This window comes from Scandinavium tedordense (assembly GCF_024764965.1).
In the GTDB taxonomy this organism is placed as follows: domain Bacteria; phylum Pseudomonadota; class Gammaproteobacteria; order Enterobacterales; family Enterobacteriaceae; genus Scandinavium; species Scandinavium tedordense.
On sequence record NZ_JALIGG010000049.1, the window covers coordinates 100,406 to 126,315 of the forward strand.

The window sequence follows — 25,910 nt, forward strand, 5'->3', positions numbered from 1 at the left end:
TTTTGTACGGCAGGTACTGAAAACTTACTTCTGGCCAGTCTCTTGTTGCCCATAGTAGGCATTCGGCCCATGCTTGCGATTGAAATGTTTCTCCATCAGCCAACCATCGACCGGCTTGAGCTGCGGATTAATCCCCTGCGCCAGCAACGCCATTTTCGCGACTTCCTCCATGACCACCGCATTATGGACCGCTTCATGCGCATCTTTGCCCCACGCAAAAGGACCATGCTGCCAGACGACAACGCCAGGCATATGCAACGCTGGGGTTTCACCGAGTGTTTCGATAATCACCTTGCCGGTATTGAGCTCGTAATCCCCCTGCACTTCCGGCTCACTTAACGGGCGAGTGCAAGGAATATCGCCAAAGAAGTAATCCGCATGCGTTGTGCCCAATGCCGGGATAGAAAGACCGGCCTGCGCCCACGCAGTAGCATGCGTTGAGTGTGTATGAACCACGCCGCCGATGTCGGGATACTGACAATACAGCGCCAGATGTGTGGCAGTATCAGAGGAGGGACGATAGCAACCTTCCAGCACATTGCCCTGGAGGTCGACCACGACGATGTCATCGGCAGTCATGGCTTCATACGCCACGCCGCTCGGCTTAATGGCTACCCACCCATGTTCGCGGTCAATGGCGCTGACATTTCCCCAGGTAAACGTCACCAGACCAAACCGCGGTAAATCCATGTTAGCGGCGAAAACCTGCTGCTTAAGCTGTTCCATCAGGCGGCCTCCACCAATCCAGCATTTGCCATGCGCTGAAGCACCCAGTCGCGGGCTTTTTTCACTTCAACCAGAGGGTCTTCCGCCGTTTCGCTCCACATTTCAATCAAATATGGCCCGTGGTAGCCGCTCTGTTTTAACGTACTGAAGCATTGTTCAAAATCCACGACACCCGTGCCAAACGGCACATTCTTGAAGACGCCCGGTTGTGTATCTTTGACGTGAACCGCCACGATATGCCCAATACCCGCTTGCAGTTCCATTTGCACATCGTTTTCCCATGCAGACAAGTTGCCTATATCCGGGTAAATCTGGAACCACGGGTTATTGAGATAATGAGCGTACCCCAACGCTTTGCTGATGGAGTTCATCAGCGGGTAATCCATGATTTCCATTGCCAGCGTCACCTGCGCCCGACTCGCCATTTCAATGCATTCTTTCAGCCCTTCGCGAAAACGACGGCGCGTTTCGTTATTCGCCTGCTGGTAATAGACATCATAGCCCGCCAGTTGAATCACCCGAATGCCGACATCCTGCGCGAACTGAATCGCCTGGTACATAATCGCCAGGCCCTGCTGGCGCACCGCGTCGTCCTCACTGCCGAGTGGAAAACGACGATGGGCGCTCAGGCACATCGACGGCACCCGCACGCCAGTTTCGGCGACGGCGTTAATTAACGCGAGCTTTTGTTCACGACTCCAGCCAAGCCGCGAAAGGCGCGCATCGGTCTCATCAATCGACATTTCGACGAAGTCAAAACCCAGCGTTTTGGCAAGGCCCAGACGCTCCAGCCAGCACTCCCCGGCGGGGAGCGCTTTCTCATAGATACCGAGTGGAACCTGTTTCGACAACATAGACGCTCCTTAGCCCCACAGCTGGGCGATAGACCGCTTAAACTGACGCGCGGCCTCAACAGGATCGTTTGCATCACGGATGCTACGCCCGGCGATAAATACATGGATGGGAATACCTTTAAACAGCGGTAAATCTTCCAGGGCCAGACCACCGGTCACGGTAACCTTAAAACCCATATCTGCAAGGCGTTTGATGGCGGTGATATCCGCGTCACTCCACGCCACTCCCGCCGCCTGTGCATCACGGCTGCGGTGATAAACCACCTGCTGAATACCTGCCTGATGCCACTCCTGTGCCTGTTCCCATGTCCAGAATCCGGTCAGTTCTATCTGCACGTCGCCGTTAAATTCTTTTGCTACTTCCAGCGCACCTTTGGTGGTGTTGATATCCGCGCAGCAAATCACCGTTATCCAGTCGGCATTGGCTTCAAAGCACATCCGTGAGAGGATTTTTCCGGCATCGGCAATCTTGGCATCTGCGAGCACAATCTTGTGCGGATACAGCGCTTTCAGATCACGCACGGCGCGAACGCCTTCGGCCACGCAAAGGATGGTGCCGACCTCAATGATATCGACTTCTTCGGCGATCAATCGCGTGGTGGCATACGCATCGGCCATGCTCTGGTTATCCAGCGCGACCTGCAACATCGGTAATGAAGAGCTCATAGTATTTCCTTGTTAAGCACACGCCTCAGTGGCGCTATCAATCAGGTCCAGCACATCCTGCTCGGTACGGCAGGCGCGTAAACGGTCAAAATTGGCTTCGTCTTCAAACAGATTAACGATTTGCATGATGCCCACTTCCTGATGGGTGTTGGCATCCACCGCCGCCATGGTGATGAGGATATCCACCGGATCGTTATCTTCATGGTTAAACACCAGCGGCTCCCGCAGCGTGACCAGGGCAAAACCCGTTTTCTTCACGCCCTCTTCCGGACGACCATGCGGCATGGCGAGGCCTGGTGCGATGACAAAATACGGGCCGTGCTGCGCCACGCCATCCAGAATGGCCTGGTAATATCGCGGCTCGACAACGTCAGCCTTGACCAGTAAATCGACGCCCAGCTTTACCGCCTCCTGCCAGGTGTTAGCCTGAGCCTGAAGCAGAATCGAGCGGTTATCGGCCAGCGAATCACGTAGTTTCATACCGCGTCCTTATTTCAGATCCTGAGGAAAATGCGCGGTAATCACTTCCATCAGCTTGGGTCCAAAATCCGCCGCTGACAGCATGTTGCGCACGCCGACCACATGTTTGTTGCCCGTTACCGTGATTTCACCGGCGATGTGTGTTGACGCGATAATGACGTCAGCCCCGCTCAGCTCACTTTTATATTCGCCCACCGCACAGCTGTTCACTGAGTGATCGACTCCCTGCTGCGTCAGGAACTGATCCACTTTCATCTTCATAATCATGGAACTGCCCTGCCCGTTACCGCATACCGCCAGAATTCGTACCGTCATAATCCCGATCCTTTTAGTGGGCAGAAGACTCTGCCAGTTGTTTTTCTGCGTCTTCTTCGGCACGCAACGTGCGGCCAGCGAAGACCATATAAGCCAGAGAAATCAAGATAATGACCGCCATAAAGACGATGCCAATAGAGACGAAGCCCTGCATCATCGGCGGAGCCAGAATCGACCAGTCCGCCATGCCCATCCACGCGCTCATACCGGTCAGCTTGATAGCCCAGACGCAGCCGAAAATCTCAATCATGCCCATCACCAGGCAAATTTTGAGCGCAGCGCGCCAGCCGCCAAAGTGGTTAGCGAAGACGCCAATGGTGGCGTTAGAGAAGAACATTGGAATGAAACCGGGAATAATCATGATCGACGATCCGCAACCAATGAGGATGCCAACAGCAATCAACTGGCCAACGGTGCCCCAGATGAAACCCCAAACCACAGCGTTCGGCGCGAAGCTGTAGATGGCAGCGCAGTCGATGGCCAGCACGGCCCCAGGGATCAGCCGCTGCGATATTCCGTTGAAGGCTTCGGAGAGCTCAGCCACAAACATGCGCACACCCTGCACGATGATGAATATTGCCACCGCGAACTGGAAACCGGTTTGCAGGATATAGACGGTCCAGTGCACTTTGCCCGCCATCGCCTGCACCACATCGATACCGAAGGAAAGCAAAATGGCACCGAAGAACACGGTCATGACAATAGCCGTAGACACGATATTGTCGTGGAAAATATTCAACCAGCCAGGCAGCTTCAAATCTTCAACGCTCTCCTCTTTCTTACCGAGGTACGGCGCAATTTTGTAGGCAATCCAGGAGGCAAACTGCTGTTGGTGGCCGATAGAGAAACCGCAGTTGTCGGTGACCTCCTGCGTCGGCTTGTACATCATGTTGGAAGTAATGCCCCAGTAGAGTGACACCAGTACCGCAGTGCAAATAATGGTGGTCCACATCGGGTAACCGAGTATGTAGAAGAACACGGCAATCAGCCCTGCCTGCTGAAACATGATGTGCCCGGTCAGCATGATGGTGCGGATACCGGTGATGCGCCGAAGCAGGACATAAATAATATTCAGCGCCAGCGCCAGAAGTACCGCGTATCCCACCCAGCTATAGGCATCTCCCATGCGCTCGATAGTCGCCATCATCGACGCGTAGGTATCTGAGATAGCACCATTAATGCCATACACTTCCGACATTTTCGCCACCACTGGCTTGAACGTGCCGGTCAAAATCCCCGACCCTGCCTGCAGCAGCATGAAACCAATAATGGTTTTGATGGTGCCTTTAATGATTACGCTCACGCTCTTACGCAGCAGGATGTAGCCCAGACACGTCACTATCCCCAGCAGCAACGGGGCGTTAGTCATGACCTGATTAAAGAACACGGTAAAGGCGGTGTAGAGGAACGCCATAACGATCTCCATGGTTGGAATCATCGGGCGAATTGACACCGCCCGGTGTTGTGCTGCTCACTTTAATAATCACAAGTAATCATCACAAGATTGAATTTGATTTATTGAGAGTCCGATCGCAAAATATATCCCTGGTTATTACATGGCTTTCATCACACCGTTTTCGACGATAAACAAATCAACATAACTCAATAATAAAAAACACATTTAAACCACCAGTGAAATATCTCCAGCTCATAATCCAGTCTCTGGGGTTAGCGATAATTGGCAAAAAGCAGAGTTGCGCTGACGTAAAAGTGATGTCAGTATCAATCAATAATAATCACAATGTGATTTATTTTGAAAACTGATAAGGACGATAACCATGAGTAAAGTGAAGAGCATTACCCGCGAATCCTGGATCCTGAATACTTTTCCGGAGTGGGGAAGCTGGCTGAATGAGGAAATTGAGCAAGAGCAGGTGGCCGCGGGAACCTTCGCCATGTGGTGGCTAGGCTGCACCGGTATCTGGTTGAAATCTCAGGGTGGTGCTAACCTTTGCATCGACTTCTGGTGCGGTACCGGCAAACAAAGTCACGGCAATCCGCTGATGAAACAGGGCCACCAGATGCAGCGAATGGCAGGCGTGAAGAAACTCCAGCCTAACCTGCGTACCACGCCGTTTGTGTTGGATCCTTTTGCGATCAGAAAAATAGACGCCGTGCTTTCGACGCACGATCACAACGATCATATCGACGTGAACGTCGCTGCCGCCGTGATGCAAAACTGCGCCGACGATATTCCGTTTATCGGGCCGCAAACCTGTGTCGACCTGTGGATTGGCTGGGGCGTGCCGCGTGAACGCTGCATCGTAGTAAGACCGGGTGACGTGGTAAAAGTGAAAGATATTGAAATCCACGCCCTCGATGCTTTTGACCGCACAGCGTTGATCACCCTACCTGCAGAACAAAAAGCGGCAGGCATTCTGCCGGATGGCATGGACGAACGCGCGGTCAACTACCTGTTCAAAACACCGGGCGGTAATCTGTATCACAGCGGCGACTCTCACTATTCCAACTACTACGCCAAACACGGCAACGAGCACCAGATCGACGTTGCGCTCGGGTCGTACGGTGAAAACCCACGTGGCATAACCGACAAAATGACCAGCGCCGATATGCTGCGAATGGCGGAAGCGCTGAACACTAAAGTGGTTATCCCGTTCCATCACGATATCTGGTCGAATTTCCAGGCCGACCCGCAGGAAATCCGCGCGCTGTGGGAAATGAAGAAAGACCGCCTGAAATATGGCTTCAAGCCGTTTATCTGGCAGGTTGGCGGCAAATTCACCTGGCCGCAGGATAAAGACAATCTGGAATACCATTACCCGCGTGGCTTCGATGATTGCTTCACCACAGAACCGGATCTGCCGTTTAAATCTTTCCTGTAAGACCGCGCTGGCGCGGCACCGATCCGGGGGGATGACCGCTGCGCTGGCCTTTCAATACGACTTTTGCTTAGTAATTTCAGGCTATTTCAAATATCATCATTAAAAATCAGGGATCTGCGGAATAGCTCATGACCGAAGCACAACGGCACCAAATCTTACTCGAACTGCTGGCGCAGACGGGTTTTGTCACTGTCGAACAGGTGATTGAAAAACTGGGGGTTTCTCCGGCAACCGCTCGTCGGGACATCAATAAACTGGATGAAAGCGGCAGGTTGAAAAAAGTGCGGAACGGCGCCGAAGCCATTAGCCAACAGCGCCCACGCTGGACGCCGATGAACATCCACGAAGCACTGAATCACGATGAAAAGGTGCGTATCGCACGGGCCGCGTCGCAACTGGTGAATCCAGGAGAAAGCGTGGTTATCAATTGTGGTTCAACGGCGTTCCTGCTTGGCCGGGAAATGTGCGGCAAGCCAGTACAAATCATCACCAACTATCTGCCTCTGGCGAATTTCCTGATCGACCAGGAGCACGACAGCGTGATCATCATGGGCGGCCAGTACGATAAGAGCCAGTCCATCACGCTGAGCCCGCAGGGAAGTGAAAACTCGCTTTATGCAGGACACTGGATGTTCACCAGCGGCAAGGGCCTCACCGTCGACGGGTTATATAAAACCGATATGCTGACCGCGATGGCAGAGCAAAAAATGCTGAACGGCGTCGGGAAACTGGTGGTGTTAGTCGACAGCACCAAAGTCGGTGAACGCGCGGGCATGCTGTTCAGCCGCGCGGAAGATATCGATATTATAATTACCGGCAAAGACGCTAACCCTGAAATCCTCACACAATTGGAAAATCAGGGCGTCCGGGTTCTGCGTGTTTAGAGGAACTGCTTAAAGAACGCCACCGTCACGTCCAGCGCTTCCGGCGTGATTCGGTGGCGAACGCCTGCTTGCCAGTGGCAGGTAAGCTTGCGGTCCAGCCCCTGCTGTTGCATCGCCTGCTGTAGACGGAACGTTTCGGCGGCGGGCACTACGTCGTCGTCTTCACCGTGCCACAAGAGCAGAGGCCTGGTAGCCAATTTTTCCAGCTGATGCCCAACGTCCCATTCGGTCAGTTCCGCTGGCGTTTCTAGTGAAGGGAACAGCGAGCGGGAAAGTGATGTGAGGTAGCCTGACCCCATCAGGCTGGCGACGCATTTTACTTCCGGGTGATGGGTCATTATCCCCAGCGCCGTCATGCCACCCATCGATGCGCCCGCCACCGCCAGCCGGTCTTCTTCCAGCCATCCTTGTTCCACGATAGCCTCTTTCAGCGCGGCGAATTCGTGACAGCTGTTGAGCAGAATAGGCCAGAAGCGCTGCATTCGTGTCGCATCATCACCGCTAAAACGCGACCCGTGATCGAGCGCATCGGGCATGATGACCCGAAAGCCGGCCAGTGCCAGCGTTACGGCAAAATAGCTGTAGACCTGTTTTGACGAAGTAAATCCATGATAAAAAACGATACACGGCAATGCACAATCTGCTTTTCCGCGCGGAAAGGCGTGTAAAATCTCGCTGCCCGCCAGCTTACGCATTTCAAGTTCAATCATTTATCTTCCCCTTCTTTTATGCTGGTATGACACGCTGAGATTTCCCGCGCAAGTTTATCCTTTCCTCACGGCTGCTAATGTTGAGAGGTGGATTACGGTTTTACGATTATTTCATTCGAAAATCGCGCCAGAGATAACAGTTCGGGAACATTCCCCCTAAACGCAATTTATTAATCACTACACTAATGATTATCAGGAAACGGGATATGGCTATGCGACGTTTTGCGCCAATGCTGCTGGTGCTTTTGCTGTGTGGATGTAGCGTACTTCAGGGAACCCCTGAAGCCCCGCCGCCACTCACCAGTCACCCGCAGGAAATCCAACGGAATCAGACGGAAGGTCTGCAAAAGATGGGTACAGTCAGTGCCATGGTGTACGGTTCACCGATGGATGTTGAATCGGTCATCAAGGCGAAAGTGACCGCCGCCAAAGCAGATTACTACGTGATCATCATGATTGATGACACCATGGTTCCGGGACAATGGTATTCACAGGCAATACTGTATCGCAAACCTTGAGCGGGCATAATTTAGCCAGCTTTACATTGCTTTTCAGCCGTTCACGTTTCCCGATGCACAATGACGTCATGCCATCCCCGAAATAATTCGTGTGGCAGGAAGGCGGCAAGAGACTGAATCTCCAGGAGCCTACGTGAGTAAGTGACTGAGTGAGAGAGTGCAGTCAACGCCCCTGCAGATCGAAGTATGACGGGGAATAACAGGATGCATGTCTGCGATGGATTGCCCAGGGCTAACCTCGGGTTACGTGAAATGGAGCTGACGACGATGAAACACGCCTTTGCCTTTACTTTAGGATTTTCGAACACCACGGCGCAATCTGCAGAGTTTGCCAGCGCCGATTGTGTGACTGGACTGAATGAAATCGGTCAAATTTCCGTCAATAATATTTCTGGCAGCCTTCAGGACGTCGAACGCGTGATCGCCCTCAAAGCCGATGAGCAAGGGGCGTCGTGGTACCGTATTATCCAGATGTATGAAGAACAGAATCCAGACAACTGGCGCGTACAGGCCATTCTGTACGCCTGATATAATGGGCAGACGCTGAGCGCCTGCCCCTGCTTTACCCCATCCCGCCTGTTGCCCGCAGCAGTAAATCACTCTGTAAACGCTCATCCAGCAGCATTCCGCCGCGCGAATCCAGCATCATCCGACACCAGGCCTGCGCCATCGGTGGTGATGCCGTTTGCAGCATTTGCGCCCCGCAACCCAGCAGATAGAGCTGCTGCGTGATTTCACGCCCCTGCGCTTCCAGTGGTTTACGCAGCCGCTGCTGAAGTTGACGCCAGGCGCGGTCGAAATGCCGGTCCTGCCCTTTCACTTCATTGCATTCGACGCTGAGCAGTTCCAGGACCCCCGGTTGTTTTGCCAGCACCCTCAGTACATCGAGGCACATGATATTCCCCGAGCCTTCCCAGATACTGTTCACCGGCATTTCACGGTACAGACGAGGCAGCTCATTATCTTCGCAGTAGCCCACCCCGCCGAGTACCTCCATCGCCTCGGCGACAAACGGAATGCCCGCTTTGCAGATGGCGAATTTCGCCGTCGGCGTAAAGAGTCTGGCCCAGAGTGCGCTCTCGGCGGAAGCCCGGTTATCCCACGCCCGTGCCAGACGAAACAGAAAGGCGGTTTGCCCTTCCAGCTGCAATGCCATCCGACTCAACACTTGGCGCATTAACGGCTGCTCGACAAGCGTTTTGCCAAACGCCTGTCGTTGATGCGCGTGATACAGCGCCACTGATAGCGCCCGACGCATCAGACCGTGGCTGCCCAGCGCGCAATCGAAGCGGGTCAGGCCGCCCATTTTGAGGATCAGGCGGATCCCCTCGCCTTCTTCTCCCAGCAGCCAGCCGATTGCATCGGTAAACTCCACTTCGCTGCTGGCATTGGAGCGGTTGCCAAGTTTGTCTTTTAAGCGCTCGAGCCGTACCGCATTACGCTGTCCGTCAGGCAAAAAGCGCGGGACGAAAAAGCACGATAATCCGCCGCTGGCCTGCGCCAGAACCAGATGCGCATCGCTTTGCGGCACGGAGAAGAACCATTTATGCCCTACCAGCCGGTACATTTCACCGTCGATTTTCTCGGCCCGGGTGGAATTACTCAGCACATCAGAACCGCCCTGTTTCTCGGTCATCCCCATGCCAATCAGCAACCCGCGCTTGTGACCACCGGGCAGCAAATGGGAATCGTAGCGATCGCTCATTAAGGGCGTGGCCCAGTCGGCAAAAGGCTTAGGCAGGAATTGCTGTAACAACGGCGTGGCGGCGAAGGTCATGGTCACCGGGCAAAGCGTGCCGGCCTCGACCTGCGCATGCAGCAAAAAACGCGCCGCGCGGGCAACAAACGAGCCGGATCGTGCGTCCTCTTCCCAGGCCAGATTATGCACGCGGTTGGCACACAGGCCCTGCATCAACAGGTGCCAGGCCGGATGAAAGCGCACATCATCCAGCCGTTCACCCGTGGCGTCGTAGCGTAGCAGTTCCGGCGAATTCACGTTGGCGAGTCGCCCGAGCTCCAGCGATTCCGCAGCCCCCAACTGTTGCCCAATGCTGGCCAGTAAATCGAGATCCCAGCCTGCGCCCTCCCGCATCACCGCCTCATGCAGCGCGGTATCGGAAAGGAACAAGTTGCTGTTATTGAGCGGCATAGGCTGGTTGAACACGGTATGCGTTTGCCAGGACATGGCGCCTCCTTCCTTCATGAGCATCAGCCGTAAGTATGGTCAGCGCACTGAGGGTCTGCCCGTAAAAAGAGCGACAAAAAAGAAACATACCCAGCTTCGTGAGGCCCATCACAGCCATAAGAATTTTAAATTTTCTTATATGCTTTGTATGGAATAATTTATTCAATGGTTAATACGATGTACAACCTCAGGACATGCTATGCAAACAGGAGCAGTGGCAGCAGGGGCGCACAAACGTGCGTTGATAGCCGGTTCAATTGGCAATTTCATCGAATGGTATGAGTTTGCCGTTTACGGTTTTCTGGCGACGGTTATTGCCAAAAACTTCTTTCAGCTCGAAGGAGAGGCGCCGATTACCGGGCTTATCCTCACCTATGCGGCATTCGCTGTGGCCTTTTTCTTCCGCCCGCTGGGAGCCGTCGTTTTCGGGCGTCTGGGCGACCGCATCGGACGTAAACCGACGCTGATTCTGGTGCTGGTGATGATGACGCTGGCAACCACCGCGATTGGCTTCGTGCCGGTGTACGCCACAATAGGCGTCGCCGCGCCGTTACTCTTAACCGCGCTGCGCATTTTGCAGGGTCTGTTTGCGGGCGGAGAATACGGCGGAGCCGTGTCGTTGATGACCGAGTTCGCGCCAAAAGGCAAACGCGGGCTGTACGGCGCGTGGCAATCCTTCACCGTTGCGCTGGGTTTGCTGGCGGGTGCGGGTATCGTGGCACTGATGTCTGCCATGCTCAGCCCTGAAGCAATGCTCGACTGGGGCTGGCGCATGCCGTTCTTTTTAGCGCTGCCGATGGGCGGCGTGGCACTTTGGCTGCGAATGAATATGGAAGAAACGCCAAGTTTCGTCCGTCAGCAGAAAACGGATGCGATTCCGGTCAAAGCCAGCAGTAGCGGTACCTTCAAAGCGATTGTTATCGGCATTGGCCGTCTGATGGTGTGGTCTGCTGCGGGTTACACCTATCTGGTAATCATGCCTTCCTACCTACAATCTGCGTTGCATACCGGGTTTAACCAGGCGCTGCTGATTGCGGTGATTTCAAATATTGGTTTTGCGGTAACCATTCTTCCGTCGGGCATGCTGAGCGATAAAATTGGTCGCCGCACGCTGATGGTGCTCGCCGCGGTATTACTGCTGGTACTGGCACTGCCGTTGCTGAAAATTTTGCAGGCGGAATCCAGCACGCTGCTGGTCAAAGGGCTGGTCGTGTTTATTGCGGGTGGACTGGTAGGGATGTTGGCCGGGCCTGGGCCTGCCATGCTGTCGGAAATGTTCCCAACCAAAGTTCGTTACACCGGACTTGGGCTGGCGTATTCACTTTCCAATGCCATTTTCTCTGGCTGCGCAGGGCTGATTATTACCGGGCTGATTAAGCAAACGGGTAATCTCGATATTCCGGCGTATTACGTGATGGCCACGGCAGTGGTGAGTATTATGGCGTTGATGACGCTGAGGAAGGATGACCATCTGCGGTCACTGGATGAGTAAACAAACTGCCCGGCGGCGCTAACACTTGCCAGGCCTACGGATTGTAGGCCGGGTAAACGTAGTGCCACCAGGCATTCAATATTAACTTCTCTGGCGCACGGCTTCAAACAGGCAAATACCGGTGGCGACAGACACATTCAGTGAAGACACACTGCCCGCCATCGGAATGCTGATCAGCTCATCGCAGTGCTCACGGGTCAGGCGACGCATGCCTTCACCTTCCGCACCCATCACCAGCGCCATACGGCCAGCCAGCTTGCTCTGATACAGCGTGTGGTCGGCTTCACCCGCGGTACCCACAATCCAGATGTTTTCTTCCTGCAACAGACGCATGGTACGTGCCAGATTGGTCACACGGATCAACGGCACATTTTCTGCAGCACCGCAGGCCACTTTCTTGGCCGTCGCATTGAGCTGGGCAGAACGATCGCGCGGAACAATCACCGCGTGCACGCCCGCCGCATCTGCGCTACGCAGACAAGCACCGAGGTTATGCGGATCGGTCACGCCGTCGAGGATCAATAGGAATGGGTTCTCGAACTGGCTCAGCAGATCCGGCAGATCGTTTTCCTGATACTGTCGACCCTCTTTTACGCGCGCGATGATCCCCTGATGCACAGCACCTTCGCTCTTCTCGTCAAGGTATTGGCGGTTCGCGACCTGAATCACCACACCTTGGGCTTCCAGCGCATGGATAAGCGGCAGAAGACGTTTATCTTCGCGGCCTTTCAGGATAAAGACTTCCTGAAAACGCTCGGGTGCACGCTCGAGAAGGGCCTGCACCGCGTGGATGCCGTAAATCATTTCACTCATGAATGGTACTCGTAAATTGTTAATCGTTGATCCCCTCATCCCGGCCGCTCCCCAAAGTGGCAAGAGAGAAAACCCGGATTGCTCCGGGCATCACCCTCTCTCTTTTAAGGAGAAGGACAGCATGAGGGTAAAAATTACTCGGCGACGTTCTTCTTCGCAGCGCGTTTGGCTTTGGTTGCGGTGGCGATTTTAAGCGTTTTATCAGACGGTTTTTTGGCTTTCTTACCGGCTGCGTCTTTCTTCGCTTTTGGCTTCGGTTTTGCCTGGCCGTTCTCACCGCGGAATGCGGCATCCGGCTCGAAGTTCACCTTTTTACCGGCCTGACGACGACGGTTGCCAGGCTTTGCACCGCCCGGTTTCTTCGCTTTTTCACGCTCGGTTTTACCGACGTTACGCGGACCACGTTCGCTGGAGATCAGCGAGAAATCGATTTTGCGCTCGTCCATATTGACCGCTTCCACGCGAACTTCCACGCGGTCGCCCAGACGGTAAGTCTGACCACCGGATTCGCCAATCAGACGTTGGCCTATCTGGTCAAAACGGTAGTAATCGTTGTCGAGGGAAGACACGTGCACCAGGCCGTCGATGAACAGGTCGCTGAGGCGTACGAAGAAGCCAAAGCCTGTCACGCTGGCAATAACGCCAGGGAACACGTTACCGACCTGATCCTGCATGAAGTCACACTTGAGCCAATCGGAGACTTCACGCGTCGCTTCATCGGCGCGACGTTCGGTCATCGAACAGTGCTGGCCCAGTTGCAGCATCTCTTCCATGCTGTAGTGCCAGCCGCCGGTATCGGTGGAGTGACCTGTGTGCCCCTCATCTTTCGCCAGCAGATATTTGATGGCGCGGTGCAGCGACAAGTCAGGGTAACGGCGGATCGGCGAAGTGAAGTGCGCATAAGATTGCAGCGCCAGACCGAAGTGACCGCGGTTTTCCGGGTCATATACCGCCTGTTTCATCGAGCGCAGCAGCATCGTTTGCAGCATCTCGTGATCCGGACGATCAGCGATGGACGTCAGCAGTTCCGCGTAATCGCGCGGCTCAGGCTTATTGCCACCCGGCAGCTCCAGGCCCAACTCGGCCAGAACGGTGCGGAAAGAGGTGATTGCCTCTTCAGTTGGCTTATCGTGAATACGGAACAGCGCAGGCTCTGATTCTTTCTCGACGAAGCGCGCAGCCGAAATATTCGCGAGGATCATGCACTCTTCGATCAGTTTGTGGGCATCGTTACGCTGAGTTTGCTCAATGCGCTCAATGCGGCGCTCGGCGTTGAAGATAAACTTCGCTTCTTCGCTTTCGAACGAGATCCCGCCACGTTCAGCGCGGGAAACATCCAGCACTTTGTAGAGGTTGTGCAGTTCTTCGATATGCTTCACCAGTGGGGCGTACTGCTCGCGCAGCTCCTGATCGCCCTGCAGCATGTGCCAGACCTTATTATAGGTCAGACGCGCATGGGAACTCATCACCGCTTCGTAGAATGTATAACTCGTCAGGCGTCCTTTTGCTGAAATGGTCATTTCACAGACCATGCACAGTCGGTCAACCTGTGGGTTCAGGGAGCAAAGACCGTTGGACAGCACTTCCGGCAGCATCGGGACAACCTGTGACGGGAAGTACACTGAGGTGCCACGGCTGCGGGCTTCGGCATCCAGCGCAGTTGGCGGGCGCACGTAATAGCTTACGTCGGCAATAGCCACCCACAGACGCCAGCCGCCGCCACGTTTCTTCTCGCAGAAGACGGCGTCATCGAAGTCACGGGCGTCTTCACCATCGATGGTGACGAGCGGCAGATCGCGCAGATCCACACGGCCCACTTTGGCTTCTTCCGGCACCTGTTCTTTCAGGTTCGCAATCTGTTTTTCAACTTCAGGTGGCCAGACATACGGAATTTCATGGGTGCGCAGCGCCATGTCCACGGCCATGCTGGTGCCCATGTTATCGCCCAGCACTTCAACAATTTTACCAATGGCTTTCGTGCGGCGAGTAGGGCGCTGAGTCAGCTCAACCACCACCACAAAGCCCATCCGCGCGCCCATCAGTTCTTCAGGCGGGATGAGGATATCAAAGCTCAGACGGCTGTCATCCGGCACTACAAAGCCGATACCTGCATCGGTAAAGTAGCGGCCAACGATTTGCCCGGTTCTTGGCTCGAGCACGCGAACGATGCGCGCTTCGCGGCGGCCTTTACGATCGGCACCCAGCGGCTGCGCCAGCACCTGATCGCCGTGCATACACATTTTCATCTGTTCAGATGAAAGATAGAGATCGTCTTTACGCCCTTCGACGCGCAGGAAGCCAAAGCCATCACGGTGACCGATGACTTTACCTTTCAGCAGATCAAGGCGTTCCGGTAGCGCATAGCACTGACGGCGAGTGAAAACGAGTTGCCCGTCGCGCTCCATGGCGCGCAGGCGGCGACGCAGGGCTTCCTGCTGTTCTTCACCTTCGATTTTCAGCTCTGTTGCCAGCTCGTCTCGGCTGACCGGTTTTTCACGTTTAGTAATGAAATCGAGGATGAATTCGCGGCTCGGGATAGGGTTCGCGTATTTTTCAGCTTCGCGTTCCTTGAAAGGATCGTGTGACATAGCGGTTCCTCCGTTGTCAGCTCCGGTGAAATGATATACCCGTCATACTTCGCGTTGCATGTGTGTTGGCTGCGTCCGCTCACCCCGGTCACTTACCTGAGTAAGCCCTGGGGACTCTCGGACTAGCCGCCTTCCTGCGACGCGAATTATTTAGGGTATAAGCTCACTCCACCAGCAATAATTTATAAAGCGGTTGATTCTCTTCAACCAAATCGGCCAACGTGTAGTTATCCAGTTCCTTGAGAAAACTGTTCACGGCCTCATAGAGTGCCTGTTTCAAACGACAGGCGGGCGTAATGTGGCAAAAGTCGCTGCTGCAGTTCACCAACGACAAGGGTTCGAGTTCGCGAACCACATCACCAATAATAATCGTGCGTGCCGGTTTTCCCAGACGAATACCACCGTTTTTTCCGCGTACGGCATCGACAAAGCCTGCGCGGCTTAACTGGTTAATAATTTTAACCATATGATTACGGGATACGCCATATACCTCAGTGACCTCAGAGATATTGGTCATTCGACCGTCCGGCAGCGATGCCATATAGATTAGCGCACGCAATCCGTAATCGGTGAAACTCGTTAACTGCACATCAACCTCAAAGCAGGGAAAATCGGGGTGTTATTACCATTGATGATAAACCAGCCAGCCAGGTAGCGGTTAATTAATTTATATCCAAAACAATTCGAGTTGCAGGAAGGCGGCAAGTCTGAGAATAACCAGGAGCTTACTTATCTAAGTGACTGGGATAAGCAGACGCAGCCAATACACATGCAGCTTGAAGTATGGCGGGTATATATGAGGGTGGTGGAAAGCAAGAACAAGGGGCGCTTTGAAAGCGCCCCTGACATGATTATGCGTCGAACGGGTCGCGCAGGATCATGGTTTCGTTACGGTCCGGACCGGTTGAAATGATATCAACAGGAACGTCGGTCAGTTCTTCGATACGTTTGATGTAGTCCAGCGCTGCCTGCGGTAAGCCGCTGCGCGCTTTCACGCCAAAGGTGGTTTCAGACCAGCCCGGCATGGACTCATAAATCGGCTCGATACCTTCCCAGTCGTCGGCTGCCAGCGGAGTGTTCGTCACTTCGCGGCCATCCGGCATACGGTAGCCAATACAGATTTTCACTTCTTTCAGACCATCCAGAACGTCCAGTTTGGTCAGGCAGAAGCCAGAAAGGGAGTTGATCTGCACGGCACGGCGCACGGCAACCGCATCCAGCCAGCCACAACGACGGCGACGACCAGTGGTCGCACCAAACTCGTTACCCTGCTTGCAGAGGAACTCGCCGGTTTCGTCGAACAGCTCAGTTGGGAACGGACCTGCACCTACACGAGTAGAGTAAGCTTTGATGATGCCCAGCACGTAATCAACGTAACGCGGACCCAGACCGGAACCGGTCGCCACGCCACCTGCGGTGGTGTTGGAGGAAGTCACGTACGGATAGGTACCATGGTCGATGTCCAGCAGGGTGCCTTGGGCACCTTCGAACATCACGAAATCACCACGCTTGCGCGCCTGATCCAGCAGGTCAGAAACGTCAACAACCATCGCAGTCAGGATATCGGCCACGGCCATGACATCGTCCAGCACTTTCTGGAAATCAACAGCTTCAGCTTTGTAGAAGTTCACCAGCTGGAAGTTGTGATATTCCATCACTTCTTTCAGTTTGTCGGCGAAGGTCGCTTTGTCGAACAAGTCGCCAACGCGCAGGCCACGACGGGCCACTTTATCTTCATACGCAGGTCCAATACCACGACCAGTAGTACCGATAGCTTTCGCACCACGCGCTTTTTCACGAGCAACGTCCAGTGCAACATGATAATCAAGGATCAACGGGCATGCTTCAGAGAGCAGCAGACGTTCGCGAACCGGGATACCACGGTCTTCCAGTTCTTTCATCTCTTTCATCAGCGCAGCAGGAGACAGCACAACACCGTTACCGATGATGCTGGTCACATTGTCGCGAAGAATGCCTGATGGAATAAGATGGAGGACGGTTTTTTCACCGTTGATTACGAGAGTATGGCCTGCGTTGTGACCGCCCTGGTAGCGTACAACATATTTAGCCCGTTCAGTCAGAAGATCGACGATCTTCCCTTTACCTTCGTCACCCCATTGGGTGCCCAGTACGACGACGTTGTTACCCATTTTTCAAAATCACCGTTTGCTTAAAAAAGGATTCTACCATCGCTTTTTCAGAGATACAGCACTTTTTCCAGGCAAAATCTGGTAAGAGCGACTAAGACCCTGTCAGGCCATCGCTTTCGTCAACATGTAGTAGATGACGACGCCTGCAACCACAAGACCCCCACCAAAACGACGTAAAATATGATCGGGGAGTTGCGATAACGCCGCGACCATTTTCCGCCAGGCCTGTGGATAGAGCATCGGGCCGAGACCTTCAAGGACTAACACCAGCGCAAGTGCCAGCCAAATCGTTGAGTTCATGATTCATCCTGATAAAAGAAAACCACCGCCAATGCGGTGGTTTTTTAACTAAAGCAACTGCCCGAGAGTTTAGCGCGTTGCGCTGCTCGGCGTCTTCATGTAGCGGAAGAAATCGCTGTCTGGGCTGAGTACCATGACATCCTGATTGCTCTGGAAGCTGTTCTCATACGCGCGCAGGCTACGGATAAAGGCGTAGAAATCCGGATCCTGACTGAAGGCATCAGCAAACAGTTTTGCCGCTTCGGCATCGCCTTCACCGCGGGTAATACGCCCCTGACGCTCAGATTCTGCCAGCGTTTTGGTGACTTCATAATCTGCCGTCGCGCGCAGTTTTTCTGCCTCTTCCTGACCTTGTGAACGGTGGCGACGGGCAACCGCTTCACGCTCAGCGCGCATACGGTTGTAAATCGCTTCCGACACTTCCGCCGGCAGGTTGATTTGCTTGATGCGAACATCAACCACTTCAATCCCTAATGCCGCCATGCTGTTCGGATTGATCACCGGCACTTTGCCGTTGGTTTCCGCAACTACGCGTTCTGCTGCTTCAGCGATAGCGCTGTCTGCTGCAGGCGTGGCCACTTCGTCATCACCGCCAGAAGAACCGGAGTTCAGCGCGTCACGCACTTCGATGGTCAGACGACCACGGGAATCGGTCACGATGTCTTTCACATCCAGACGACCAATTTCAGAACGCAGACGGTCAGAGAACTTACGTTTCAGCAGCACTTCTGCCTGGGAGACGTCACCGCCGCCGGTCGCCAGATAGTAACGGCTGAAATCGCTGATACGCCATTTGATGTAGGAATCAACGATCAGGTCTTTCTTCTCTTTGGTGACGAAGCGATCGGCCTGGTTGTCCATGGTCTGAATGCGCGCATCCAGCGTTTTAACGGATTCAATAAACGGCACTTTGAAGTGCAGACCTGGCGCGTACACCAGTGGTTTATTTTCATCGTCACGAACGACTTTACCAAATCGCAGCGTGATACCGCGCTCACCCTCTTTCACCACAAATACTGACGTGTAGAGGCCTACCAGCACGATGATAATTAACGCAATTACTGATTTACGCATCGTTATTCCCCCTGACGCTGGTAGTCGTTACGCTGCGCATTCGCACGGCGTTGGTCCATGATATTGTCATCGCTTGATGCCGGTGCGTTGCTCTTGCTGCTGGCGCTGCTGCTCGAACTGGAGGCAGGTGGCAGGCGCAACAGGCTGTTGGCGCCACTGCTGTCATTCTTTTTTGCAGGTGCGGCACTGCCACCTTTCAGCATCTGGTCAAGCGGCAGAACCATCAGGTTGCCCCCTTTATCATTGACCAGCACTTTACGGGTATGGCTCAGCACTTTTTCCATGGTTTCGATATACAGACGTTCACGGGTAATTTCCGGTGCAGCTTTATACTCAGGCAACAGTTTCGAGAAGCGAGCCACTTCACCCTGTGCTTCCAGGACAGTCTGCGTTTTATACGCACGCGCTTCTTCGAGAATACGCTGCGCCTGACCGTTCGCACGTGGCTGAACTTCGTTGGTGTACGCTTCGGCTTCACGGATGTACTGCTGCTCGTTCTCACGGGCAGAAATTGCATCATCAAACGCGGCTTTCACTTCTTCCGGCGGACGTGCAGCCTGGAAGTTGACGTCCAGAAGGGTGATACCCATGTTGTACGGCTTGATGGTCTCTTCCAGCTCACGCTGGGTATCGCTACGAATAACGGTACGACCTTCCGTCAGAATACGGTCCATGGTGTATTTACCGATAACCCCACGCAGGGCGCTGTCGGTTGCCTGACGCAGGCTATCATCCGGGCTGGTGACGCTATACAGGTATTTCTGTGGATCGGTGATGCGGTACTGCACGTTCATTTCAACGCGCACCACGTTTTCATCCGAGGTCAGCATCACGCCAGAAGCCGCGAGTTCACGAACGGCTTCCACGTTGACCGGAGTGACTTCATCGACAAATGTCGGCTTCCAGTTCAGACCTGGCTCAACCAGATGACTGAACTTACCGAAGCGCGTCACTACGCCGCGTTCTGCTTCTTTAATGGTATAGAAACCACTCACCGCCCAGATGATGACCACAGCTGCGGCAGCGATGCCGACGATGCGTCCACCCATTGGCGCGCGCGGCCCTTGAGAAGAATTATTACTGCCGCCGCCTGAACCACCTTTACCGCCGCCTAAACCACCGAGCTTTTTACTCAGCTTGCGGAAGATATCATCCAGATCAGGGGGCCCCTGATCGCGACCACCTTTGTTTCCATTTCCCCCAGAGTTGCCGCCTTGATTATTGCTGCTTCCCCACGGGTCGCGGTCTTGTCCGTTATTACCGGGCTGATTCCACGCCATGTATATGCTCCATATTTGTTATGCGGTGTATACCCTTTTTACCGGGTATAAAGGCGAATAATCTTCAGGCTAGCTGGCTGTCAGACTACGTAGTCCACCAGCGCAGGTTCTTGCTTACAGAGGCGACGCCAGTCCACGATCGGCAGTCGAACTTCCAGACCGACGCTACCGTCTTCCTCCATCCACTCTTTTTCTATCGCCTGAAGCTGATAAAAACGGCTTCGTAAACGTCCTTCCTGTGGAGGTAAACGTAGCGTGTGCTGCGCCACTTCACCGGAAAGTCGTTCAGTTAAAGCCTGGAAAAGCAGTGGTACACCCACCCCGGTCTGCGCTGAGAGCCAGACCCGAATCGGTTTATTTTCTTCATCCCGGTCGATACGCGGCTCAAAATCATCCAGCATATCTATCTTGTTCATCACCTGCAGCATTGGGATCTCGTCGGCCTCGATTTCCTCGAGCACAACATTCACTGCATCAATGTTTTCCTGTATGCGCACATCAGCGGCGTCGATCACATGCAGTAACAGCGTTGCCTGACGCGTCTCCTGCAATGTTGCTTTAAACGCGGCCACTAAATCGTGTGGCAAATGGCGAATAAACCCAACGGTGTCTGCCAGTACGGTTTCACCGACATCAGCGACGTTAATCCGCCGCAGAGTGGGGTCGAGCGTCGCGAACAGCTGGTCCGCGGCATACACCTGCGCTTGAGTTATCTGATTAAATAACGTCGATTTTCCGGCGTTGGTGTAACCCACCAGCGACACGGTTGGAACATCGGCTTTGGTACGCGAACGGCGTCCTTGTTCACGCTGCTTCTCTACTCTCTCCAGACGGGAGAGGATTTGCATAATACGATTACGCAGCAAACGACGGTCAGTTTCGAGCTGGGTTTCACCCGGGCCGCGCAAACCAATCCCGCCTTTCTGTCTTTCAAGGTGGGTCCAGCCACGCACCAGACGCGTCGCCAGATGGCGCAGCTGCGCCAGCTCAACCTGCAGTTTCCCTTCATGAGTACGTGCACGCTGAGCAAAAATATCGAGAATAAGACCCGTACGATCGATAACCCTGCACTCGCACAAACGCTCCAGGTTTCGCTCCTGGGCCGGACTTAATGCATGGTCGAATAAGACAACGGACGCACCCGTTGCTTTCACGGCTTCCGCAATTTCGACAGCCTTACCTTCTCCAACATAATACTTTGGGTGCGGCGCTTTACGGCTACCGGTAATCACCTGCATTGCTTCGACACCGGCGGAAGAGACCAGAGCTTCGAACTCCTGAAGGTCTTCCATATCTTTGTCTTGCGAAAAATAGATGTGTACCAGCACCGCCTGCTCACCGGCGTCATAACGGTCAAACAAGCGTAATATCTCCTAAAAGACCAGCGGGGAACCGAACAAACTGGCTCCCCGACATGGAAAAACAGCCACCAACCTTATTCGGTATCGTCGCTGTCTTGCGGCGCAGAAGAAGACTGCGCGTTGCTACCGTGATGGTAGTTACTACCAGTACTGCCGCCCGCGGCGTTGTTGCTATGATGAGAGACCGGACGAGACGGAACCACCGTAGAAATTGCGTGCTTATAGACCATCTGGCTGACCGTGTTTTTCAACAGGATCACGAACTGATCGAAAGACTCAATTTGACCTTGCAGCTTAATGCCATTCACCAAATAAATAGAAACCGGAACACGTTCCCGACGCAGTGCGTTCAGAAACGGATCTTGTAAAGATTGCCCCTTAGCCATTCTCTTTTCCTTATATGCTTGTTTTACCCACGGTTTTCAGGGAGTTACCCACAAACTTCGGGCTTGTACTTAGAACCTTGCGATTCTGAAAATTGCGCACGATACGTCTTAATTTTACACGTTCAGCCAAGACCCGCACCAACAACCTTTAACACATCGCTGAACGCCTGTTCAGGCTGTTCACTGTCTAACCAATGAACGCCTTCCCAACCGCGCAACCAGGTTACCTGGCGCTTAGCCAACTGTCTCGTAGCGCAAATACCTCTATAAACCATTTCATCATATGAAATTTCGCCTTCAAGATATGACCACATCTGGCGGTATCCCACACAACGAACGGAAGGCATGTCCGTATGCAAATCTCCACGGGCAAAAAGCGCCCGAACTTCTGCTTCAAAACCTGAAGCCAACATCTGATGAAAACGCTGCTCGATGCGTTGATGGAGCAGTTCACGGCTCGCCGGGGCGATGGCGAACTGATGCACCGTGTACGGCAGAGCCTCTCCTGACGTTTGCGTCAGTTCCGTTAAAGTTTTACCCGAAATGAAAAAAACTTCCAGTGCCCGGGAAAGTCTTTGCGGATCATTTGGATGAATACGCGCGGCAGCAACCGGATCAATCTCCTGAAGTTGCTGATGCAGCGCATTCCATCCCTGCTCTGCTGCCTGTTGCTCAATTCTGGCTCTGACATCCGGATCTGCCGACGGTAACGGCGACAACCCTTCCAACAACGCCTTGAAATACAACATCGTACCGCCCACCAACAGCGGGATTTTTCCTGCTGCGGTGATCTCCGCCATCTCGGCCAGCGCATCACGGCGGAAATCCGCAGCAGAATACGCCTGAGCCGGGTCAAGAATATCCAGTAACCGGTGCGGTGCAGCGGCAAGCTCCGTCGCATCCGGTTTCGCGGTTCCGATATCCATCTCTCGATAGATGAGGGCGGAATCCACGCTAATCAACTCTACGGGTAAAACTTTACGCAGCTCAATGGCTAACGCGGTTTTACCGGAGGCCGTTGGCCCCATCAAAAATATGGCCTTTGGCAGGCTTGCCTCTGTTACATCACTCATTTTTAAGGGCATTCATCGCCGTAATCAGATCAACGGGTTGTAACAGGCCACCTGGCGGCGCTTTTACCAGCTGCGGACAGAGACGTTCGACATCTGTCAGCACGGCAATTGCCTGTGCCATATTCCACTGCGCATGTTCGCTTGCGAGGTTACGCGCCAGCCACTGCGCCAGCGTTCCCGCATCGAATGTTGATTGCTGCGCGAGGTAGCCTATCAGTTCAGGAATCAAGATTTGTAAATTTTGTTGTCTTAAGGGTAAAGGCACCGCACGCACGGTCACATGCTGGCTTTCTGATTGAATATCAATGCCTAATTGCCCTAGTACCGTCAGGGATTTTTTCAGCGACGCCTGTTCATCTGCGGAAATTTTTAACCGCAGAGGAATGAGCAGCGGCTGTGCGCAAACCGCGGTACTGTCCGGCGAAAGCTGCGCCTGACGTAGCCAGCGCTCGGCCACCGGCAATGCCAGTAAGCTCAGTTTCCCATCACGTTCCAGCAATGCCCGGTCGCCCGCCACGATAGTCAGCACTCGACCAAAGCTGCTGCTGTGGCCAGCCAGGCTTTCAGCCACTGGTGCGGAAACAGGTTTACGTTCAGCGACTGGCGTATCCAGCAGCTGCTTATACAGCGCGCCCTGCTGTTTCTGATAGCCCGGCTGCGCATTTGGCCACGTAGTACCGCCTTCAGCCCGCGCATTGCCGCCAGAAGAAGAGGCGCTATAGCGTGGAGCCGCAGGCTCCCGGGCCACAGCCGGTTCTGCGAAATGATTGCGCCCCGCCGCGACACGGTTTTCCGGCAACGCACGCGGCGCGGGTTGTTCATCTTCGTCTGCCAGCGGCAGCGGGGCGTCCATCTGCTGTTGCAGCACGCTCACCACGCCCTGATAGATAAAATCATGCACCAGGCGCGACTGGTGGAAACGCACCTCGTGTTTGGCCGGATGCACATTCACATCCACCTGATGCGGGTCGATAGTCAGATAAAGCACGAACGCTGGCTGTTCACCCGCGCCAAGCTTGTCTTCACAGGCCTGACGAATGGCGTGGTTGATCAAGCGGTCGCGCATCATGCGGCCGTTGACGTAGCAATACTGAATTTCAGCGAGTTGGGTGTTGGTGTGCTGCGGGTCTGCTACCCAGCCGTGCAGAGCTAAATCGCCATGCTGCCACTCGATAGCCAGCGCCTGTTCCACAAACGGCGTACCGCAGATAGCGGCCAAACGGCGGTCTTTCTGCCCGTCCTGGAGTACGGCGCGATACTGACGCACCATTTTTCCGTTGTGATTGAGATTGATAGTGACGTCAAAACGGGCCAGCGCGATTCGGCGAATCACTTCGTCGATATGGCTGAATTCCGTTTTTTCTGTGCGCATGAATTTGCGGCGCGCCGGGGTGTTGTAGAACAGATCCAGCACCTCAAGCGTGGTGCCCACAGGATGTGCGGCTGGTTTCACCGTCACGTCCATGTCGCGCCCTTCAGCGTAGGCCTGCCAGGCCTCAGGCTGCTCGGCAATGCGAGAGGTCAGCGTCAGACGGGAAACGGAGCTGATACTCGCCAGCGCTTCGCCACGGAAACCGAGACTGATAATCGCTTCCAGATCGTCGAGTGAGGCAATCTTGCTGGTCGCGTGACGCGCTAGCGCCAGCGCCAGTTCGTCTTTTTTAATGCCGCAGCCGTTATCACGGATGCGGATGAGCTTCGCCCCGCCGCGTTCGATGTCGATATCGATACGGGTCGCGCCCGCATCCAGACTGTTTTCTACCAGCTCTTTCACCACCGACGCAGGTCGTTCCACCACTTCGCCAGCGGCAATCTGGTTCGCAAGCTGCGGTGTCAGAACCTGGATCGGCATGAAGCGCTCCTTAATTAATTAACGTCCCGTCAGGGCCAGACGCGCTGGCCGTTTGCGAAGACTCGCTGCGCGGCCCGCTCTGCAACGGATGCGCGTTAAAATAGTTACGCAACCCGTTATAAATCGCCTCAGCGATCTGCTGCTGATAGTCGCTGCTACCCAGTAAACGTTCTTCGCCACCGTTACTGATAAAACCGGTTTCGACGAGGATAGACGGGATGTCCGGCGAGCGTAAAACACCAAGACTAGCGTGCTCAGGACGGCGCTTATGAATGTTTCCGACGCGCTGGAGTTGGCCCAGGACATCAACCGCAACATCATACCCGACGCGCTGGGAATGGCCGAATTGTAAATCCAGCACTGCCTGGCTCAGGTAAGGGTCAGACTGGCTGTTAGCCAGTACGTCACCCGCCCCGCCGAGCAGTTCAGACTGCTTCTCGTGCTGCTCCAGCCAGCCTGCCATTTCGCTGTTCGCACGACGGTTGGACAGTACCCAGACCGACGCGCCCGTGGCGTCTCGGTTTGGCGCGGCATCCGCATGGATGGAGACCAGGAAGTTGGCATTCTGCTTACGCGCCACGTCCGAACGGCCCATTACCGAAATGAAGTAATCGCCATCGCGAGTCAGCACGCCTTTAAATATCGGGTCGTCGTTCAGCAAAGTGCGTAGTTTACGGGCAATCGAAATGGTGACGTTTTTCTCTTTGGTTCCGCCCGGCCCGATGGCTCCCGGATCCTGACCTCCATGACCGGCGTCGATGGCGATGATCACTTTATCGCCGTTGACGCTGGTTGTGCGGGACCGTGCGGGACGCGTTGCCGTGTTGCTGCTGGTCACGCTGGTCATTCTGTCGTTTTGCGGTTTAAACGGGTTTCGTGCCGGCTCGACCTGACGAGGAGCGGCTGCAACGACTGGCGCTTCCACACGTTTCGCGACCACCGGAGGCGGCGGAGGAGGTGGCGGTGTATCTGCGTTAATGGTGAAGACGACGGTATAGTTTCCACCGCTTTGTTGTTTCACCGCGCGAGTCTTACCATCGCCGGTTAAATCAACCACCAGGCGCAGGGACTGTGCGTCCTTCGTCGTGCCGGAACGGATGCTTTTGACCAAATTGTTACCGCTGAAATTGAGCGGCAAACCCTGGATAACACCGGTTTGTTTGATATCGAGCGCGACGCTGCGTTTTCCTTCCTGCGAGAAGGAGTAATCAGGATCGCCCATAAAACTGAACGTTATACGGGCCTGTTTATCACCATTGGATACCTGAATATCGGATAAACTTGCCGCCGTTGCCTGCAAACTAAACAACATCATGCCGACAACCCACCAATTTTTAACGCGATGCATCATCCCGTCATC

Annotated in this window: 25 protein-coding genes; 5 read left to right on the forward strand and 20 right to left on the reverse strand. The window is 54.3% G+C overall.

Features of this window, described 5'->3' with window-relative positions:
• Positions 1-24: 24 nt before the first annotated feature.
• The 6 genes from MUU46_RS03845 to ulaA are packed head-to-tail and all read right to left on the reverse strand — an operon-like array spanning position 25 to position 4,455.
• Positions 25-726, reverse strand: a complete 702-nt coding sequence (locus tag MUU46_RS03845) for an L-ribulose-5-phosphate 4-epimerase (protein WP_258964811.1) — start codon at positions 724-726, stop codon at positions 25-27.
• Complete coding sequence (locus MUU46_RS03850; RefSeq protein ID WP_159759469.1) at positions 726-1,580, reverse strand: L-ribulose-5-phosphate 3-epimerase; 855 nt, start codon at positions 1,578-1,580, stop codon at positions 726-728. Before MUU46_RS03850 ends, MUU46_RS03845 begins: the two co-directional genes overlap by 1 nt.
• A 9-nt stretch (positions 1,581-1,589) precedes the next feature.
• On the reverse strand, positions 1,590-2,246 hold the full coding sequence (locus tag MUU46_RS03855; RefSeq protein WP_258964812.1) for a 3-keto-L-gulonate-6-phosphate decarboxylase UlaD: 657 nt from the start codon (positions 2,244-2,246) through the stop codon (positions 1,590-1,592).
• 12 nt (positions 2,247-2,258) lie between these two features.
• Positions 2,259-2,726: a PTS ascorbate transporter subunit IIA gene (ulaC, locus tag MUU46_RS03860; RefSeq protein ID WP_159759473.1), complete on the reverse strand. Its 468-nt coding sequence runs from the start codon at positions 2,724-2,726 to the stop codon at positions 2,259-2,261.
• Positions 2,727-2,735: 9 nt separating this feature from the next.
• On the reverse strand, positions 2,736-3,041 hold the full coding sequence (gene ulaB, locus MUU46_RS03865; protein WP_064540712.1) for a PTS ascorbate transporter subunit IIB: 306 nt from the start codon (positions 3,039-3,041) through the stop codon (positions 2,736-2,738).
• 13 nt (positions 3,042-3,054) lie between these two features.
• A complete protein-coding gene (ulaA, locus tag MUU46_RS03870; protein WP_185153765.1) occupies positions 3,055-4,455 on the reverse strand; it encodes a PTS ascorbate transporter subunit IIC in 1,401 nt (466 codons plus the stop codon).
• Positions 4,456-4,819: 364 nt separating this feature from the next.
• Between ulaA and ulaG the strand changes: the two genes are divergently transcribed.
• Together ulaG and ulaR are read left to right on the forward strand one after the other, a co-directional pair.
• Complete coding sequence (gene ulaG / locus MUU46_RS03875; RefSeq protein ID WP_159759477.1) at positions 4,820-5,884, forward strand: L-ascorbate 6-phosphate lactonase; 1,065 nt, start codon at positions 4,820-4,822, stop codon at positions 5,882-5,884.
• Between the two features lie 128 nt (positions 5,885-6,012).
• Positions 6,013-6,768, forward strand: coding sequence for an HTH-type transcriptional regulator UlaR (ulaR, locus tag MUU46_RS03880; RefSeq protein WP_258964813.1), 756 nt, complete (start codon positions 6,013-6,015; stop codon positions 6,766-6,768).
• Here the strand turns inward: ulaR and yjfP are convergent.
• Positions 6,765-7,478 carry an esterase gene (yjfP, locus tag MUU46_RS03885; protein ID WP_258964814.1) on the reverse strand — a complete coding sequence of 238 codons (714 nt, stop codon included), beginning with the start codon at positions 7,476-7,478 and terminating at the stop codon, positions 6,765-6,767. The genes ulaR and yjfP overlap by 4 nt on opposite strands.
• A 206-nt stretch (positions 7,479-7,684) precedes the next feature.
• Here yjfP and bsmA point away from each other — a divergent pair, with 206 nt between their 5' ends.
• Together bsmA and MUU46_RS03895 are read left to right on the forward strand one after the other, a co-directional pair.
• Complete coding sequence (gene bsmA, locus MUU46_RS03890) at positions 7,685-7,996, forward strand: biofilm peroxide resistance protein BsmA (RefSeq protein WP_258964815.1); 312 nt, start codon at positions 7,685-7,687, stop codon at positions 7,994-7,996.
• 252 nt (positions 7,997-8,248) lie between these two features.
• Positions 8,249-8,524 carry a YdgH/BhsA/McbA family protein gene (locus tag MUU46_RS03895; RefSeq protein WP_159759856.1) on the forward strand — a complete coding sequence of 92 codons (276 nt, stop codon included), beginning with the start codon at positions 8,249-8,251 and terminating at the stop codon, positions 8,522-8,524.
• Positions 8,525-8,558: 34 nt separating this feature from the next.
• Here MUU46_RS03895 and MUU46_RS03900 read toward each other — a convergent pair whose 3' ends face one another.
• The gene (locus MUU46_RS03900) at positions 8,559-10,181 is read right to left on the reverse strand and encodes an isovaleryl-CoA dehydrogenase (RefSeq protein WP_258964816.1); all 1,623 of its coding nucleotides are present in this window, start codon (positions 10,179-10,181) and stop codon (positions 8,559-8,561) included.
• 214 nt (positions 10,182-10,395) lie between these two features.
• Between MUU46_RS03900 and MUU46_RS03905 the strand changes: the two genes are divergently transcribed.
• The gene (locus MUU46_RS03905; RefSeq protein WP_258964836.1) at positions 10,396-11,673 is read left to right on the forward strand and encodes an MFS transporter; all 1,278 of its coding nucleotides are present in this window, start codon (positions 10,396-10,398) and stop codon (positions 11,671-11,673) included.
• Positions 11,674-11,754: 81 nt separating this feature from the next.
• Here MUU46_RS03905 and rlmB read toward each other — a convergent pair whose 3' ends face one another.
• From rlmB to amiB, 12 genes are all read right to left on the reverse strand, one after another.
• Entirely contained in the window at positions 11,755-12,486 is a 732-nt protein-coding gene (gene rlmB, locus MUU46_RS03910) for a 23S rRNA (guanosine(2251)-2'-O)-methyltransferase RlmB (protein ID WP_159774978.1), read from the reverse strand.
• 134 nt (positions 12,487-12,620) lie between these two features.
• On the reverse strand, positions 12,621-15,074 hold the full coding sequence (rnr, locus tag MUU46_RS03915; protein ID WP_258964817.1) for a ribonuclease R: 2,454 nt from the start codon (positions 15,072-15,074) through the stop codon (positions 12,621-12,623).
• Between the two features lie 163 nt (positions 15,075-15,237).
• Positions 15,238-15,663, reverse strand: coding sequence for a nitric oxide-sensing transcriptional repressor NsrR (nsrR, locus tag MUU46_RS03920; RefSeq protein ID WP_159759493.1), 426 nt, complete (start codon positions 15,661-15,663; stop codon positions 15,238-15,240).
• A 262-nt stretch (positions 15,664-15,925) separates the two neighbouring features.
• Complete coding sequence (locus tag MUU46_RS03925) at positions 15,926-17,224, reverse strand: adenylosuccinate synthase (RefSeq protein WP_159759495.1); 1,299 nt, start codon at positions 17,222-17,224, stop codon at positions 15,926-15,928.
• Between the two features lie 102 nt (positions 17,225-17,326).
• Complete coding sequence (locus MUU46_RS03930) at positions 17,327-17,524, reverse strand: DUF2065 domain-containing protein (RefSeq protein WP_110510929.1); 198 nt, start codon at positions 17,522-17,524, stop codon at positions 17,327-17,329.
• A 69-nt stretch (positions 17,525-17,593) separates the two neighbouring features.
• Entirely contained in the window at positions 17,594-18,598 is a 1,005-nt protein-coding gene (gene hflC / locus MUU46_RS03935; RefSeq protein WP_159759497.1) for a protease modulator HflC, read from the reverse strand.
• A gap of 2 nt (positions 18,599-18,600) precedes the next feature.
• A complete protein-coding gene (gene hflK / locus MUU46_RS03940) occupies positions 18,601-19,878 on the reverse strand; it encodes an FtsH protease activity modulator HflK (RefSeq protein WP_258964818.1) in 1,278 nt (425 codons plus the stop codon).
• Positions 19,879-19,958: 80 nt separating this feature from the next.
• On the reverse strand, positions 19,959-21,239 hold the full coding sequence (gene hflX / locus MUU46_RS03945) for a ribosome rescue GTPase HflX (RefSeq protein ID WP_159759501.1): 1,281 nt from the start codon (positions 21,237-21,239) through the stop codon (positions 19,959-19,961).
• A gap of 74 nt (positions 21,240-21,313) precedes the next feature.
• The gene (gene hfq / locus MUU46_RS03950; protein ID WP_258964819.1) at positions 21,314-21,625 is read right to left on the reverse strand and encodes an RNA chaperone Hfq; all 312 of its coding nucleotides are present in this window, start codon (positions 21,623-21,625) and stop codon (positions 21,314-21,316) included.
• Positions 21,626-21,747: 122 nt separating this feature from the next.
• Complete coding sequence (gene miaA / locus MUU46_RS03955; RefSeq protein WP_159759503.1) at positions 21,748-22,698, reverse strand: tRNA (adenosine(37)-N6)-dimethylallyltransferase MiaA; 951 nt, start codon at positions 22,696-22,698, stop codon at positions 21,748-21,750.
• Positions 22,691-24,550, reverse strand: a complete 1,860-nt coding sequence (gene mutL, locus MUU46_RS03960) for a DNA mismatch repair endonuclease MutL (RefSeq protein ID WP_258964820.1) — start codon at positions 24,548-24,550, stop codon at positions 22,691-22,693. Before mutL ends, miaA begins: the two co-directional genes overlap by 8 nt.
• 10 nt (positions 24,551-24,560) lie before the next feature.
• Positions 24,561-25,901 carry an N-acetylmuramoyl-L-alanine amidase AmiB gene (gene amiB / locus MUU46_RS03965; protein WP_258964821.1) on the reverse strand — a complete coding sequence of 447 codons (1,341 nt, stop codon included), beginning with the start codon at positions 25,899-25,901 and terminating at the stop codon, positions 24,561-24,563.
• Positions 25,902-25,910: the final 9 nt, after the last annotated feature.